Consider the following 13918-nt stretch of genomic DNA (forward strand, 5'->3'; position numbering starts at 1 on the left):
GTGGTCGCCCCCGTCCCTCTCCCCAACCTCTCGGCCCTGCGCTTGCTTCGCTCGCCGCCAGCGTGGGAGACGCCGTTACCTTGCGCTCTGGAATGTTCGAATTCATCGCCTCCCCCGCTGCCGACTCCGCCGCCATGACCGAAGCCCGCATGACCGAAATCGTCTTCCCCGACCACACCAACCACCTGGGCACGCTGTTCGGCGGCCAGGCGCTGGCGTGGATGGACAAGGCCGCGTTCATCGCCGCCTCGCGCTATGCGCGGCGCACCGTGGTCACCGCGCGCTCGGAACAGATCGACTTCCACACCGCGGTGCCCAAGGGCGCGCTGGTCGAGCTGATCGCACGCGTGGTCGATACCGGCCGCACCTCGATGCAGGTCGAAGTCGAAATGCACAAGGAAGATCTGCTCTCGGGCGAGTCGCAGCTCGCCACCCGCGGGCGTTTCACCATGATCGCGCTCGACGAGACCGGCAAGCCGACGCCGGTGCCGACGCTGCCGCGCTGAACGACGCGTAGGCCACGCGGCGGCCCACGTCCGCTTCGCCAGCGCAAACTGCGGATATTCCGCCTCCACCTCGCTTCCTAGACTGCGCGCACTTCCCCCCGACAGGAACTGCGATATGCGTCTGGACCATTACCGCACCCTCGGCCGCTCCGGCCTGCGCGTCAGCCCGGTCAGCCTGGGCACGATGACCTTCGGCGACGACTGGGGCTGGGGCAGCGACCGCGACGAAGCGCGGCGCGTGTTCGATCTCTACCTCGAACGCGGCGGCAACTTCTTCGACAGCGCCAACTTCTACACCGGCGGAAGCTCCGAGCGCCTGCTCGGCGAATTCGCCCGCGGCCGCCGCGACGCGCTGGTGATCGCGACCAAGTATTCGCTGAGCATGGACCCGGCCGATCCCAACGCCGGCGGCAACCATCGCAAGAATCTGCAACGCTCGGTCGACGCCAGCCTGCGCCGGCTCGGCAGCGACTACATCGACCTGCTGTACCTGCACGCTTGGGACGACACCACGCCGGCGGAAGAGGTGATGCGCGGCTTCGACGATCTGGTCCGCGCCGGCAAAGTGCTCTACGCCGGCGTTTCCGACCTGCCGGCCTGGCAGGCCGCGCGCATGCAGACCTTGGCCGAGCTGCGCGGCTGGTCGCCGCTGATCGCGCTGCAGATCGAAGCCAGCCTGGCCCAGCGCGACGGCGAGCGCGAACTGCTGCCGATGGCGCAGGCGCTGGGGCTGGGGGTCACCGCATGGTCGCCGCTGGCCTCGGGCGTGTTGACCGGCAAGTACGCGCGCAGCGACCTCGACCCGGCCAGCGCCCAGGGCCGGCGTGCGGTGGCGATCGGCAACGGCGCGCTGACCGAACGCGCGCTGGATATCGCCGAGGTGGTCAAGGCGGTCGCCGCAGAGCTGCAGCGCAGCCCGGCGCAGGTCGCGCTGGCCTGGTTGTTGCAGCGCCCGCAGGCGATCGTGCCGGTGATCGGCGCGCGCACGCCGGCGCAGCTATTGGAGAATCTGGACGCACTCGACGTGGCGTTCGAACCGGCCCAGTTGCGACGGCTGGACGAAGCCAGCGCGGTGCGCCTGGGCTTCCCGCACGATTTCCTGGCCCTGCCCGGCATCCGCCAGGCCATGCTCGGCGCACAGCCCATCCAGCGCGGCTGGTAATCCGCCAGGCGCCGACGCGACGGGCGCTTTAATCGCGGCGCTTGCCGCCGCCCTTGCGCGCGACGACCTTGTCGGCCGGTTTGTCGGTCGCCTCGTCGTCCGCGACCGCCGCCGCCAGCGGCGGCAGCGCGGGCTCGTGCAGGTACAAGTCGGCCGGGCTGTCGTTCGGGCAGCTGCGGTCCGGGAAACCATGGCGCGACTGCACGTCGCGCGCGCAATCGGGCAGTTCGCCGAAATCCTTGCCGGCGGCCATGCACTGCGCGTCGACCTCGCGCCGTACCTGTTCGCGCCTGCGCACGAAGTCCTCGCCGCATTTGCGGGTCAGGCGGATGCGGTCGAGATCGTCCTGGGCGGCGTTGCTGCCGTCCAGGCCGTACAAGGTCAATTCGTCGGGCGTGAGGATGCGCAGATCGCGGTTGGCGATGGTCATCATCAGATCGGCGACTGCGGTGGCGACGCCGTTGCGCTCCAGGTAGTCGCGCACTTCGCGGCTGATCGCGCGCAGTTCGCGGCTGAGTTCGGCGCGCGAGGTCGCGGTGGAACGGTCGCGCATCAGCCGATGGATGCCGACCTTGCCCTCGACCGAGCGGGTGTCGCCGGCGGCCAGCACCAGTACGCAGGCGCTGTGGCAGACCGCGCCGTCCCGGACCCAGATCGACCAGCCCGACTCGGCGATCGAGTCGCCGGCGCGGATCGCCTCTTCGACGTGGCCGCCGCTGGAATCGATGTCGAGGACCCGGGTCGGGATCTCCATCCGCGTCGCCATCGCCGCGACGCGCTGCACCAGGGCGGTGAAGCCGGCGCCGATCTTGCCTTCGTAGCGCACCCGCACCACCCCGGCCGACTGGCACGGCGCCAGGGCGTCGACCAGGCTGAAGAAATCCAGCCCGCTCAGGCGCTCGCCGTCGCCGTCGCCCAGGTAGTCGTAGCCGCAGCTGATCCGCGCACTGCCGTTGTCGAGCTTGGCCGGCGGCCAGTAGGTGCCACGCAAGACTTCCGCCTCGCTGGGCGGCGTCGAGCGCGCCGGTGACGCCGCCCGCGCCGGCTCGTTCTGGCTGCCCAGGGTCACCGCCTCGCTGCGGGCCGGATCGGGTGCGGCGTCCTTCGCGCAGCCTGCCAGGCCCAGCAGACACAAACCCAGCGCAAGCGACCATCTGTAAAACATGTTCCACCCATCGGATTCGGGATTGCGGGCCGTCCCGGGCCCGCCTCGCGCATCGTTGCGACGATGCCACGTTAGCCGCAGCCGTTATCCGACTCAACGGCGTCGCGACGCCGCAAGCGGCCGCCGCGGCCGTGCGCTTCATCTTCGTCGGCGCCGCATGAACGCCAGCCGGCGAAATCCGCCTCGCGCGCGCCCCGTCGCCGGACCCGTGCGCAGCCGGCAGACCGGGCAAAGCCGCGCGCACCGATTGACTCCGCCGGCCGCGCTGCGTAACTTGGCGTCGTTACGGTGAACATCGCTTCATAAAGATATAGCGATGCGACACGCCGCCACCGGTCCCCCGGAGGCGGCCAGAGGGAATCCGGTGCGAATCCGGAGCTGCCCCGCAGCGGTATGGGAAACGAACGGGCCTTGGCACTGGGCGGTAATGCCTGGGAAGCGGCCTCAGTAGGAGAAGCCTGAAACGGGAAACGCGTGGTCAGGAACGAGCCGTGCTCGTTCCTCCCCCCCTTCCCGGCTTCAAGTCCCGAGCCCGAAGACCTGCCGCGACCGGAAGGCTCGCCTTCCGTCCGACTCCGGCGCGTGCGCCGGTCGCGCGCCCTCGCGGCGCCGGCCGCCGCGCGCAGCCGGCTCGCCCGCGGGGGCGAAGGTCGAAACCAGGGTCGTCGCAGCCGGGCGCGCCAGCGCCGGGCCGGCGCCGCCGTGGTCTCCTTCGTTGCCCTGCGTCATGCCCACGCATCGCAGGTACTCATCATGATCAGCGTTACCCATCTCGGCTTCCCGCGCATCGGCGCGCGGCGCGAGCTCAAGCAGGCCCTGGAATCGTTCTGGAAAGGCGAGTCCGCGGCCGACGCCCTGTACGCCGCCGCCGCAGCGCTACGCGAACGCCACTGGCGCCTGGCCGGCGCCGCCGGCGCCGACAGCGTGCCGTGCAACGACTTCTCCCTTTACGACCAGGCGCTCGACACCGCGGTGCTGTTCGACGCGATTCCGGCCAGTCACCGCGAGCTGTACGAACACGATCCGTTGGCCGGCTACTTCGCCCTCGCCCGCGGCGTGCAGGACGGACGGCGCGATCTGCACGCGCTGGAAATGACCAAGTGGTTCGACACCAACTACCACTACCTGGTGCCGCAGTTCGAGCCCGGCCAACGCTTCGCCCTGCGCGCCGACAAGCCGCTGGCCGAACTGGCCCAGGCGCAGGCGCTGGGCCTGCAGGCGCGGCCGGTGCTGCTCGGCCCGGTGACCTGGCTCAAGCTCGGCAAGCGCCGCGACGGCGGCGACCCGCGCGAACTGCTCGAGGCCCTGCTGCCGGCGTATGCGCAGTTGCTGGAACGGCTCAAGGCCGCCGGCGCGCAATGGGTGCAGATCGACGAGCCGGCGCTGGTGCTGGACCTGGACGACGCCGACCGCGCCGCCTACCGCCGCGCCTACGCCGCCCTGGCCGAGGCCGACGCGCCGCAGCGCCTGCTGGCCACTTACTTCGGCGGGCTCGGCGACAATGCCGCGCTGGCGGCGCAATTGCCGGTGCAGGGCCTGCACCTGGATCTGGTGCGCGCACCGCAGCAACTGGAAAGCCTGCTCGCCCTGCTGCCGGCCGAGCGCGCGCTGAGCCTGGGCGTGGTCGACGGCCGCAACATCTGGCGCGCCGATCTCGATGCGGCGCTGAGCCTGGCGCGCCGCGCCGGCGAACGTGCGCGCTGGCTGGCGCCGTCGTGTTCGCTGCTGCACGTGCCGACCGATCTGGAACTGGAACGCAAGCTGCCCGGGCCGCTACGGCAGTGGATGGCCTACGCCAAGCAGAAGATCGAAGAACTGCGCCTGCTCGCCGACGCCCTGGCCGGCGACGAGCGCGCTGCGCGCGAACTGGCCGCCGCCGCGAGCGCGCGCGCCGCGCGCCTGGCCTCGCCGCTGCTGCGCCATCCGCAGGTGCGCAAGCGCCTGGCCGACGTGCGCCCTGAAATGGGCCGGCGCGCCTCGCCGTATCCGCGCCGCATCGCCTTGCAGCAAAAACGCCTCGGCTTGCCGCCGTTTCCGACCACCACCATCGGCTCGTTTCCGCAGACCGCGCAGGTGCGGCGCGCGCGCGCCGAGCACAAGGCCGGACGCCTGGACGACGCCGGCTATCGCCGCTTCCTGGAACAGGAAACCCGCGACTGCTTGAAGGAGCAGGAAGCGCTGGGCCTGGACCTGCTGGTGCACGGCGAATTCGAACGCAACGACATGGTCGAGTACTTCGGCGAGCGGCTCGACGGCTTCGCCTTCACCGCCCACGGCTGGGTGCAGAGCTACGGCTCGCGCTGCGTCAAGCCGCCGGTGTTGTACGGCGACGTGGCGCGGCCCAAGCCGATGACCGTGCGCTGGACCCGCTACGCCCAGACCCAGACCGAGCGTCCGGTCAAGGGCATGCTGACCGGCCCGGTGACGATCCTGCAGTGGTCGTTCGTGCGCGACGACCAGCCGCGCGCCGACAGCTGCCGGCAGATCGCCCTGGCCTTGCGCGAAGAAGTGCAGGACCTGGACGCGGCCGGCATCGCCGCGATCCAGATCGACGAGCCCGCGTTGCGCGAAGGCCTGCCGCTGCGCCGCGCCGACTGGCCGGCTTACCTGGCCTGGGCCGGCGACTGCTTCCGCCTCGCCGCCAGCGGGGTCAGCGACGCGACCCAGATCCACACCCACATGTGCTACGCCGAGTTCAACGACATCATCGAGGCGGTCGCCGCGCTCGACGCCGACGTGATCTCGATCGAGACCTCGCGCTCGCGCATGGAGCTGCTCGACGCCTTCGCCCGCTACCGCTATCCCAACGGCATCGGCCCGGGGGTCTACGACATCCACTCGCCGCGGGTGCCGAGCGAGGCGGAAATGCGCGCGCTGCTCGACAAGGCCCTGCAGGTGCTGGCGCCGGAGCAACTGTGGGTGAACCCGGACTGCGGCCTGAAGACCCGCGGCTGGCCGGAAGTGCGCGCGGCGTTGCAGGCGATGGTGCAGGCCGCGCGCGGCCTGCGCGAATCGGTCGCCGCACCGGCCTGAGCGACCGGCAAGCTTGCGCGGTTGCTGTTGCTGTTGCTGTTGCTTTTGAGCTTGGCGTCGCGACGGACTCGCCAGAACAAAAGCAGTCCCGGAGGGAGGCCCGCAGGGAGGCGGGCCGTGCGCAGCCAGGCCAGGGAGGGCCTGTGCGGAGCAGCCCTGCGCAAACCTTGCCCCATAGCGGCTCTTGATTCGAAACAGTTGTGGCGTTTTCTTTGGTTACTTTTGACCGAAGGAAATCCCGTGGGACGTTGTCGCCTTGGACAAAGAAAGTGACCCGGCCGCTTGCGGACGGAAGCATTGAAGCTCTGAAGACTTCGAAGCCTTCGAACGACAAACGGCGCGAGACCGCAGCAGTGCGGTCGCGGCTTACGCCGCTCCTACAGGGGGCTTGGACAAAGAAAGTGACCCGGCCGCTTGCGGACGGAAGCTTGGCTTTAGAGCTTTAGAGCTTTAAAGCTTCAAAGCTTTAAAGCTTTAAAGCTTTGAAGCTTTCGAAGCCTTCGAACGGCAAACGGCGCGAGATCGCAGCAGCGCGGTCGCGGCTTACGCCGCTCCTACAGGGGCAAAAGAAAAAGCCCCGCGGATGCGGGGCTCTTCCGGATCGTTGCCTACGCCGGGGGCGCCGGCGACCGCCGCTTACTTGGCGGCGACGACCTTGACCATTTCCAGGCACTTGTTCGAGTAGCCCCACTCGTTGTCGTACCAGCTGACCAGCTTGACGAAGGTGCCGTCCAGGGCGATGCCGGCCTCGGCGTCGAAGATCGAGGTGCGCGCGTCGCCGCGGAAGTCGGTCGCCACGACCTTGTCTTCGGTGTAGCCCAGCACGCCCTTCAGCGCGCCTTCCGACTGCGCCTTCATCTCGGCGCAGATCTCGGCGTAGGTGGCTTCCTTGGTCAGCTCGACGGTCAGGTCGACCACCGACACGTCCGAGGTCGGCACGCGGAACGACATGCCGGTGAGCTTCTTGTTGAGTTCCGGAATCACCACGCCGACCGCCTTGGCCGCGCCGGTGCTGGACGGGATGATGTTCTCCAGGATGCCGCGGCCGCCGCGCCAGTCCTTGTTGGACGGGCCGTCGACGGTCTTCTGGGTGGCGGTGGCGGCGTGCACGGTGGTCATCAGGCCGCGCTTGATGCCCCACTTGTCGTTCAGCACCTTGGCCAGCGGGGCCAGGCAGTTGGTGGTGCACGAGGCGTTGGAGACGATCGCTTCGCCCTTGTAGGTCTTGTCGTTGACGCCGTAGACGAACATCGGCGTGTCGTCCTTCGACGGCGCCGACAGCACCACCTTCTTGGCGCCCGCATCGAGATGCTTCTGCGCGGTGGCCTTGTCCAGGAACAGGCCGGTGGACTCGATCACCACCTCGGCGCCGACCTCGTCCCACTTCAGGTTGGCCGGGTCGCGTTCCTGGGTCAGACGGATCTTCTTGCCGTTGACGATCAGGGTGTTGCCTTCGACCGCGACCGTGCCCTTGAAGCGGCCGTGGACCGAGTCGTACTGCAGCATGTAAGCCAGGTAGTCCGGCTCGAGCAGATCGTTGATGGCGACGATTTCGATCTCGTTGCCGAAGTTCTGCACGGCCGCGCGCAGGACATTGCGCCCGATGCGGCCGAAGCCGTTGATGCCTACCTTGATCGTCATTGAGGTACTCCTGCGGCCGCCCCGGGGCGGGTCGTTTGGGGAAACCGCCATTCTAACAAGCCCCGCCCCCGGCCCGCAGGACCGGCACCCGACGGTCTCCGGGGCCGGGGGCCGGGGGCCGGACGGGCGGCAAGGGGGCCGGAAAGGACTGGGATCGGGGTCAAAGTTTGATTTTGCCGCCCCTCTTTAGAGTGCGCAGTGGCGCAAGCCCCGTTCAGCATGATTACAATCCGGCCTTTCCGACCACCCAGGGGACTCAAGGAATGAACCATCGTCTGATCGGCGGCGCCCTCGCCGCAGCCCTCGCCTGCGCGGCCCAGCCGGCCCTGGCCCAGCAAGCCGGCAACTTCACCGTCGGCATCGGCGTCCACCAGGTCAACCCGAAGTCCAACAACGGCACCGTCCTCAACGGTGCGGCCCAGTTGGAAATCGACGACAACGTCCAGCCGACCTTCACTTTCGAATACTTCATCCGCGAGAACCTCGGCATCGAGGTGCTGGCCGCAACGCCGTTCAAGCACGACATCGCGGTCAAGGGCGTGGGCAAGGTCGGCGAGACCAAGCACCTGCCGCCGACCTTCTCGCTGCAGTACCACTGGAACAGCCGCGGTACCGTCTCGCCCTTCGTCGGCGTCGGCATCAACTACACGACCTTCTTCAGCGAGAAGACCACCGGCGCGCTGGACGGGCTGGACCTGCGCCTGGAAGACTCGGTCGGCGTCGCCGCCCACGCCGGCATCGACTTCATCCTCAGCGAGCGCAGCGCGATCCGCGTCGATGCGCGCTGGATGGACATCCGCAGCGACGTCGAGCTGGAAGGCGAGAAGATCGGCAAGGCCGACATCGACCCGACCGTGTACGGCCTGGCCTACGTGATGAAGTTCTGATCCGCGGCGGGCTTCGGCCCGTCGTTCCGGCCGCCGCCGCGCCCGCGGCGCGGCCGTCGCGCGGCGACCGCGAGCGACGCCGCGCACCGCCATGTTCGGACAGTCGCGGCCCGGCCGGCTCGGCTAAAGTGCGTCCGATGAACGCATCCGGTCACCGCTCACGTCCGTCTTCCCTGGCCGCGCGCGCGCTGCGCCCGCTGGCCTGCGCCGCGCTGTTGCTGACCGTGCCCGCGCAGGGCCTGGCCTGGGGTCCGCAAGGCCATCGCCTGGTCGCTGCCCTGGCCTGGGACGGCATGACCCCGCAGGCCCGCGCCGAGGCGCTGCAGTTGCTCGCCGGCGAAGCCGACCCGAGCCTGCCCGGCATCGCCAACTGGGCCGACGAACTGCGGGCCAACGACCCCAAGCTCGGCAAGCTCAGCGCCAAGTGGCATTACGTCAACCTGGCCGAACGCACGGCCGGCGACGATTGCGGCTACGAGCCGGCCCGGCATTGCCCCAACGGCGACTGCGCGATCGAGGCGATCCGCACTCAGACCGCGATCCTCGCCGACCCCGGCCGCAGCCGCGCAGAACGCCGGCAGGCGCTGAAGTTCGTGGTCCACCTGGTCGGCGACGTGCACCAGCCGCTGCATGCCGGCTATGCCGACGACAAGGGCGGCAACGATTTCCAGATCCATATCGACGGCGAGCCCGAGCCCGCCGACGGCTACGGCACCAACCTGCATTCGCTGTGGGACAGCCGCATGTTGACGATGGCCCGGCTCGACGACGCGGCTTATCTGGCCAAGTTGCGGCGCAGCCCGGTGCCGGCGGCGAAGGCGACCGGCGTGCCGCCGGCGGCTGCGGACTGGGCCCGGCAATCGTGCCGGATCGCCGAGCGACCGGGCCTGTACCCGCCCAGCCATACCCTCGCCCCGGCCTATGTCGCGACCTGGCGGCCGGTCGCCGAGCAGCAGCTGCGGCTCGGCGGCGCGCGCCTGGCCGCGGTGCTCAATGCCGCGCTCGCGCCCAAGCGCTGAACCAGGGCCGCGGCGCCCTGCGGGCGCCGTATCCTTCGCGGTAGCCCCTCGTCGCAGGAGACCGGCATGACGCCGCAGGTTCTGCCCTTCCACCATCGAGACACCGGCACCTGGTCCTACCTGGTCGCCGACGCCGATAGCGGCGCGGCGGCGATCGTCGACCCGGTGCTGGACTACCAGGCGGCATCCGCGCGCACCGCGCTCGATTCCGCGCAACGCTTGCTCGATGCGGCCGCGCAGCGCGGTTGGCGGATCGAGTGGCTGCTGGAAACCCACGCCCACGCCGACCACCTCAGCGCTGCGCACGCGCTGCGCGAGCGCCTGCGCACCGCCGGCGGCGCGCCGCAGTTGGCGATCGGCCGCGGCATCGAGCAGGTGCGGCGCCACTTCGCGCCGCTGTTCGGCCTGCCGGCGCACGACCCGGCGCCGGCCTTCGACCGCCTGTTCGACGACGACGAACGCTTCCGCATCGGCGGCCTGCCGGCGCAGGCGATTCCGGTGCCCGGCCACACCCGCGACAGTCTGGCCTATCTGATCGGCGATGCCTTGTTCGTGGGCGACTCGCTGTTCCTGCCCGACAGCGGCACCGCGCGCTGCGATTTCCCCGGCGGCGACGCGGCCCAGTTGTACCGCTCGATCCAACGCCTGTACGCCCTGCCCGACGCCACCCGCGTGTTCGTCTGCCACGACTACGGCCAGCCCGACCGCGAACCGGCCTGCGAAACCACCATCGGCGAACAGAAGCGCAGCAACGCGCATGTGCGCGCCGATACCGGCGAGGCCGAGTTCGTGGCCCTGCGCCAGGCGCGCGACGCGACCCTGGCGGTGCCGGCGCTGATCCTGCCGGCGCTGCAGGTCAACCTGCGCGGCGGCGCCCTGCCCGAGCCGGACGCCGACGGCCAGCGCTATCTGAAACTGCCGCTCGACCGCCTCTGACGCGATCGCCCATCGGCGCGGAGGACGCTCTCCGGCGGCCGATCGCGCCGGCCGGATCGCGTCCGGCGCGGTGGGTGCGCCAGGCCGAATCGATCCGGACCATCGACGCGCCCTGAGCGCAGGCACGGCGGCGGCGCTTCGCGCTACTCTCGCCCTACCCCACACGCCGAGGCTTCGCGCCATGCTCCGCCCGTTCCGCCGCTTGCTCGGCGCCTTGTGCGTCGCCGGCCTGCTCGCCGGTCCGCTCGCCGCGCAATCGCGCCACGATGCCGCCCCGGTCACGGTATTCGCCGCCGCCAGCCTCAAAGAGTCGCTGGACGAAGCCGCCGCCGCGTTCCGGCGCAGCGGCGGCGCGCCGGTGCGGGTGTCCTACGCGGCCAGCTCTGCGCTGGCGCGCCAGATCGAACAGGGCGCGCCGGCCGATGCCTTCGTCTCGGCCGACCTGGAGTGGATGGACTATCTGCAAGAGCGCGGCCTGATCGACGTCCCCAGCCGGCGCAACCTGCTCGGCAACCGGTTGGTGCTGATCGCGCCGCAAGCCAGCCGCGCGCCCGCGGTGGCGCTCAAGCCCGGGGTGGATCTCAAGCCGCTGCTCGGCGACGGCCGCCTGGCCCTGGCCCTGACCGCGAGCGTGCCGGCCGGCAAGTACGCCCGCGCCGCCTTCGTCCGTTACGGCGTCTGGGCCGCGCTGCAACCGCGCGTGGCCGAAGCCGAGAACGTGCGCGCCGCGCTGATGCTGGTCGCGCGCGGCGAAGCGCCGCTGGGCGTGGTCTACGCCAGCGATGCGCGCGCCGAACCGAAGGTGCGGGTATTGGCGACGTTTCCCGCCGACAGCCATCCGCCGATCGTCTATCCGGTGGCGCGGCTGGTCTCGAGCAAGAACCCGGGCGCGGCCGCGTTCGTGCGCTGGCTGGGCACGCCCGCCGCGGCCACGATCTTCCGCCGCCACGGCCTGGCCGTATTGAAGTAGCCGCACTGCGATGGAGTTCAGCGACGCCGAACTGACCGCGATCTGGCTCAGCCTCAAGATCGCCACGGTCGCGACCTTGGCCAGCTTGCCGTTCGGCATCGGCCTGGGCTGGTTGCTGGCGCGCGTGCGCTTTCCCGGCAAGCTGCTGCTCGACACCGTGCTGCACCTGCCGCTGGTGTTGCCGCCGGTGGTGACCGGCTATGCGCTGCTGGTCCTGCTCGGCTCGCAGGGGCCGCTCGGCCGTTGGCTGCACGAGCAATGGGGCATCGGCTTCGCCTTCCGTTGGACCGGCGCCGCGCTGGCCAGCGCGATCATGGGCTTCCCCCTGCTGGTGCGGGCGATCCGGCTGTCGATCGAAGCGGTCGACCCGCGCCTGGAACAGGCCGCCGCGACCCTGGGTGCGAATCGCTGGCGAGTGTTCTTCGGCGTGACCCTGCCGCTGGCCTGGCCCGGCCTGCTGGCCGGCGCGGTGCTGTCCTTCGCCAAGGCGCTGGGCGAGTTCGGCGCAACCATCACTTTCGTGTCGAACATTCCCGGCGAAACCCAGACCCTGTCCTCGGCGATCTACGGCCTGATGCAGGTGCCCGACGCCGAGGCCGGCGTGCTGCGCCTGGCCGCGGTCGCGGTGGCGATCTCGTTCGCCGCGGTGCTGGCCTCGGAATGGCTGGTGCAGCGCCAGCGCGCGAGCGCGCAGCGATGAACGCGACGACCTTCCTGCTCGACCTGGAACTGCGCCGCGGCGGTTTCGCGCGCCGCATCGAGATCCGCAGCGACCGCCGGGTGATCGCCGTGATCGGCGAATCCGGCGCCGGCAAGACCTCGCTGTTGCACGCCATCGCCGGCCTGCTGCGGCCGGCGCGCGGGCGCATCGAGATCGCCGGCCAGTGTCTGTTCGACAGCGCCGCGCGCATCGACCTGCCGGCGCACCGGCGCCGCATCGGTTACGTGTTCCAGGACGCGCGCCTGTTCCCGCACCTGGACGTGCGCCGCAACCTGCTCTACGGCTGGCGCGGGGAGGCGCGCCGCGAAACCCGCTTCGAGTTCGACGCCATCGTCGAACTGCTCGGCATCGGGGCCCTGCTCGGCCGCGGCACCGCCGGCCTGTCCGGCGGCGAGACCCAGCGCGTCGCGCTGGGCCGCGCGCTGTTGTCGCAGCCGCGCATCCTGCTGCTCGACGAACCGCTGTCGATGCTCGACATGGACCGCCGCGACGAATTGCTGCCCTACCTGCAACGGGTCCGCGACGAGACCGCGCTGCCGATGATCTACGTCAGCCATTACCCCGAGGAAGTGCGGCGCATCGCCGAGGAGACCCACCGCATCGGCTGAGGCCGGCGCCGCAGCCCGTCGCGCGGATCATCGCCGGGCGTTCGCCGCCGGCGGCGCGCGGCGCTTGACGCCCGGCACCAGCCGCACCGCTTCGCCGCGGAACTGCGCGGCCAAGCCGAATTCGGCCTCGATCAGCTGGAATGCGGTTTTGGCGCTGACGCGCTGCAGATCGAACGTCAGCATCCGGCGGGTATCGTCCAGCGCTTCGGGGTTCTCCAGGCGCAATCCGGCCTCGGTCGCGACCCGCAAGGCGAAGCCACGCTGGCTGACCGGCCGTTCGATGCTCATGGTGATCAGCCGGTCCTGGGGCGCTAGCGTCGGTTGGGTCGCCCAGGCGGCGAATGCGGTCGCGCCGCCGAGCACGGCCAACGCGACCGCGCCGATGCGCGCCCGGACCGCACCGGGCAAAGGATGTCTGAGCATGGCGATTCGCTCCGTGATCGGATGGGTGGACGCCCACGAACACGTCAGCGGTGCGGCGCCGACGCGCAGCGCGCTCTTCAGCATCGCTTCGGCGTAGTAGCGCCGCGCACCGGGGTATCGACGCAACACGCGCGCATCGCAGGCGAATTCCTGATCGGCGCGGAAGCGGCCGACGGCGTAATGCAACAGCGGGTTGAACCAGTACAGGCAGGACAGCAGGGCGACGAAGGCGTTGAGGTGCAGGTCGCCGCGGACGATGTGGCTGCGTTCGTGGGCGCGCACCAGGCTTCGCTCGACGGCGCTGTAGCGCCGTTCGAAATCGCGCGGCACCACGATCCTCGGCCGCCACAGGCCGAACGCCGCCGGCAAGCCGCAATCGGTGCGGGCCTCGTGCAGGCCGTCGGCGCGGCGACGCAGCGCGCCCAGGCCGCGCACGAAGCGCCACTGCCGCCAGAGCAGCAGCAGCGCCATCACCGCCGCGCCCAGTGCCCAGACCGTGCCCAGCCCCCTCCAAGACTCCTGGACCACGGCCGCCGCCTGCATGCGCTCGGCATAGAGCGCAACCGGCTGCATCGCCATGGACAGCACGCCCGCGTCGCGGGGCGGCCAGGACGGCAGCAACACCGCCAGCATCGACGCAGGCACGATCAGCCAGGCCGCGTAGGCCACTCCTGCGCCGAAGCCGCGACGCAACGGCGCGCGCAGCAGCAGGACCAGCGCCAGGGCGGCGCTCATCGCCAGCGTCGTTTCGATCAGCGCGGCGCTCCAGTCGTGACGGCCCATCCTCCAACTCCTTCGGCAAAGCGCGCGCTCGGGCGCGGGAACCCATCGATCCGGCGACCGCGCA

Annotated in this window: 11 protein-coding genes, 1 pseudogene and 1 riboswitch; of the genes and pseudogenes, 9 read left to right on the forward strand and 3 right to left on the reverse strand. The window is 70.5% G+C overall.

Features of this window, described 5'->3' with window-relative positions; all coding sequences use genetic code 11:
• The first annotated feature begins 92 nt into the window (after positions 1-92).
• Both V2J18_RS18015 and V2J18_RS18020 read left to right on the forward strand, forming a co-directional pair.
• Complete coding sequence (locus V2J18_RS18015; RefSeq protein ID WP_425606056.1) at positions 93-506, forward strand: acyl-CoA thioesterase; 414 nt, start codon at positions 93-95, stop codon at positions 504-506.
• A 115-nt stretch (positions 507-621) separates the two neighbouring features.
• Positions 622-1668, forward strand: a complete 1047-nt coding sequence (locus V2J18_RS18020) for an aldo/keto reductase (RefSeq protein ID WP_336132509.1) — start codon at positions 622-624, stop codon at positions 1666-1668.
• Here V2J18_RS18020 and V2J18_RS18025 read toward each other — a convergent pair.
• Positions 1660-2833, reverse strand: a pseudogene (locus V2J18_RS18025) (COG3904 family protein); the annotation flags it as partial. The gene V2J18_RS18020 and the pseudogene V2J18_RS18025 sit on opposite strands and share 9 nt — an antisense overlap.
• Before the next feature lie 333 nt (positions 2834-3166).
• A riboswitch (cobalamin riboswitch) is annotated at positions 3167-3379 on the forward strand.
• Positions 3380-3586: 207 nt separating this feature from the next.
• Here V2J18_RS18025 and metE point away from each other — a divergent pair.
• Positions 3587-5866 (forward strand): 5-methyltetrahydropteroyltriglutamate--homocysteine S-methyltransferase, encoded by a 2280-nt coding sequence (gene metE, locus V2J18_RS18030; RefSeq protein WP_336132511.1) that lies wholly within the window; start codon positions 3587-3589, stop codon positions 5864-5866.
• 636 nt (positions 5867-6502) lie between these two features.
• Here metE and gap read toward each other — a convergent pair.
• The gene (gene gap, locus V2J18_RS18035; protein ID WP_064747641.1) at positions 6503-7507 is read right to left on the reverse strand and encodes a type I glyceraldehyde-3-phosphate dehydrogenase; all 1005 of its coding nucleotides are present in this window, start codon (positions 7505-7507) and stop codon (positions 6503-6505) included.
• A 263-nt stretch (positions 7508-7770) separates the two neighbouring features.
• Here gap and V2J18_RS18040 point away from each other — a divergent pair, with 263 nt between their 5' ends.
• The 6 genes from V2J18_RS18040 to V2J18_RS18065 all read left to right on the forward strand — a co-directional run bounded on the left by V2J18_RS18040 (position 7771) and on the right by V2J18_RS18065 (position 12648).
• Positions 7771-8394: an OmpW/AlkL family protein gene (locus V2J18_RS18040; protein ID WP_064747640.1), complete on the forward strand. Its 624-nt coding sequence runs from the start codon at positions 7771-7773 to the stop codon at positions 8392-8394.
• 137 nt (positions 8395-8531) lie between these two features.
• Positions 8532-9413: a S1/P1 nuclease gene (locus tag V2J18_RS18045; protein WP_336132512.1), complete on the forward strand. Its 882-nt coding sequence runs from the start codon at positions 8532-8534 to the stop codon at positions 9411-9413.
• A gap of 66 nt (positions 9414-9479) precedes the next feature.
• Positions 9480-10349: an MBL fold metallo-hydrolase gene (locus V2J18_RS18050; protein WP_064747639.1), complete on the forward strand. Its 870-nt coding sequence runs from the start codon at positions 9480-9482 to the stop codon at positions 10347-10349.
• A gap of 181 nt (positions 10350-10530) precedes the next feature.
• Positions 10531-11319, forward strand: coding sequence for a molybdate ABC transporter substrate-binding protein (modA, locus tag V2J18_RS18055; protein ID WP_064747638.1), 789 nt, complete (start codon positions 10531-10533; stop codon positions 11317-11319).
• A 10-nt stretch (positions 11320-11329) separates the two neighbouring features.
• A complete protein-coding gene (modB, locus tag V2J18_RS18060; protein ID WP_064747637.1) occupies positions 11330-12019 on the forward strand; it encodes a molybdate ABC transporter permease subunit in 690 nt (229 codons plus the stop codon).
• Positions 12016-12648, forward strand: coding sequence for an ATP-binding cassette domain-containing protein (locus V2J18_RS18065; RefSeq protein WP_336132513.1), 633 nt, complete (start codon positions 12016-12018; stop codon positions 12646-12648). The genes modB and V2J18_RS18065 overlap by 4 nt, the downstream gene beginning before the upstream one ends.
• Positions 12649-12675: 27 nt before the next feature.
• Here the strand turns inward: V2J18_RS18065 and V2J18_RS18070 are convergent, their stop codons facing one another.
• Positions 12676-13854 carry a M56 family metallopeptidase gene (locus V2J18_RS18070; protein ID WP_336132514.1) on the reverse strand — a complete coding sequence of 393 codons (1179 nt, stop codon included), beginning with the start codon at positions 13852-13854 and terminating at the stop codon, positions 12676-12678.
• Between the last annotated feature and the right edge of the window lie 64 nt (positions 13855-13918).

It is taken from the genome of Lysobacter firmicutimachus (assembly GCF_037027445.1).
GTDB classification, from domain to species: domain Bacteria; phylum Pseudomonadota; class Gammaproteobacteria; order Xanthomonadales; family Xanthomonadaceae; genus Lysobacter; species Lysobacter firmicutimachus.

Bases quoted from the DNA above. Each gene is read 5' to 3' on its own strand.
- V2J18_RS18015 (WP_425606056.1), top strand. From the start codon at position 93: ATGTTCGAATTCATCGCCTCCCCCGCTGCCGACTCCGCCGCCATGACC.
- V2J18_RS18020 (WP_336132509.1), top strand. From the start codon at position 622: ATGCGTCTGGACCATTACCGCACCCTCGGCCGCTCCGGCCTGCGCGTC.
- metE (WP_336132511.1), top strand. From the start codon at position 3,587: ATGATCAGCGTTACCCATCTCGGCTTCCCGCGCATCGGCGCGCGGCGC.
- gap (WP_064747641.1), bottom strand. From the start codon at position 7,507: ATGACGATCAAGGTAGGCATCAACGGCTTCGGCCGCATCGGGCGCAAT.
- V2J18_RS18040 (WP_064747640.1), top strand. From the start codon at position 7,771: ATGAACCATCGTCTGATCGGCGGCGCCCTCGCCGCAGCCCTCGCCTGC.
- V2J18_RS18045 (WP_336132512.1), top strand. From the start codon at position 8,532: ATGAACGCATCCGGTCACCGCTCACGTCCGTCTTCCCTGGCCGCGCGC.
- V2J18_RS18050 (WP_064747639.1), top strand. From the start codon at position 9,480: ATGACGCCGCAGGTTCTGCCCTTCCACCATCGAGACACCGGCACCTGG.
- modA (WP_064747638.1), top strand. From the start codon at position 10,531: ATGCTCCGCCCGTTCCGCCGCTTGCTCGGCGCCTTGTGCGTCGCCGGC.
- modB (WP_064747637.1), top strand. From the start codon at position 11,330: ATGGAGTTCAGCGACGCCGAACTGACCGCGATCTGGCTCAGCCTCAAG.
- V2J18_RS18065 (WP_336132513.1), top strand. From the start codon at position 12,016: ATGAACGCGACGACCTTCCTGCTCGACCTGGAACTGCGCCGCGGCGGT.
- V2J18_RS18070 (WP_336132514.1), bottom strand. From the start codon at position 13,854: ATGGGCCGTCACGACTGGAGCGCCGCGCTGATCGAAACGACGCTGGCG.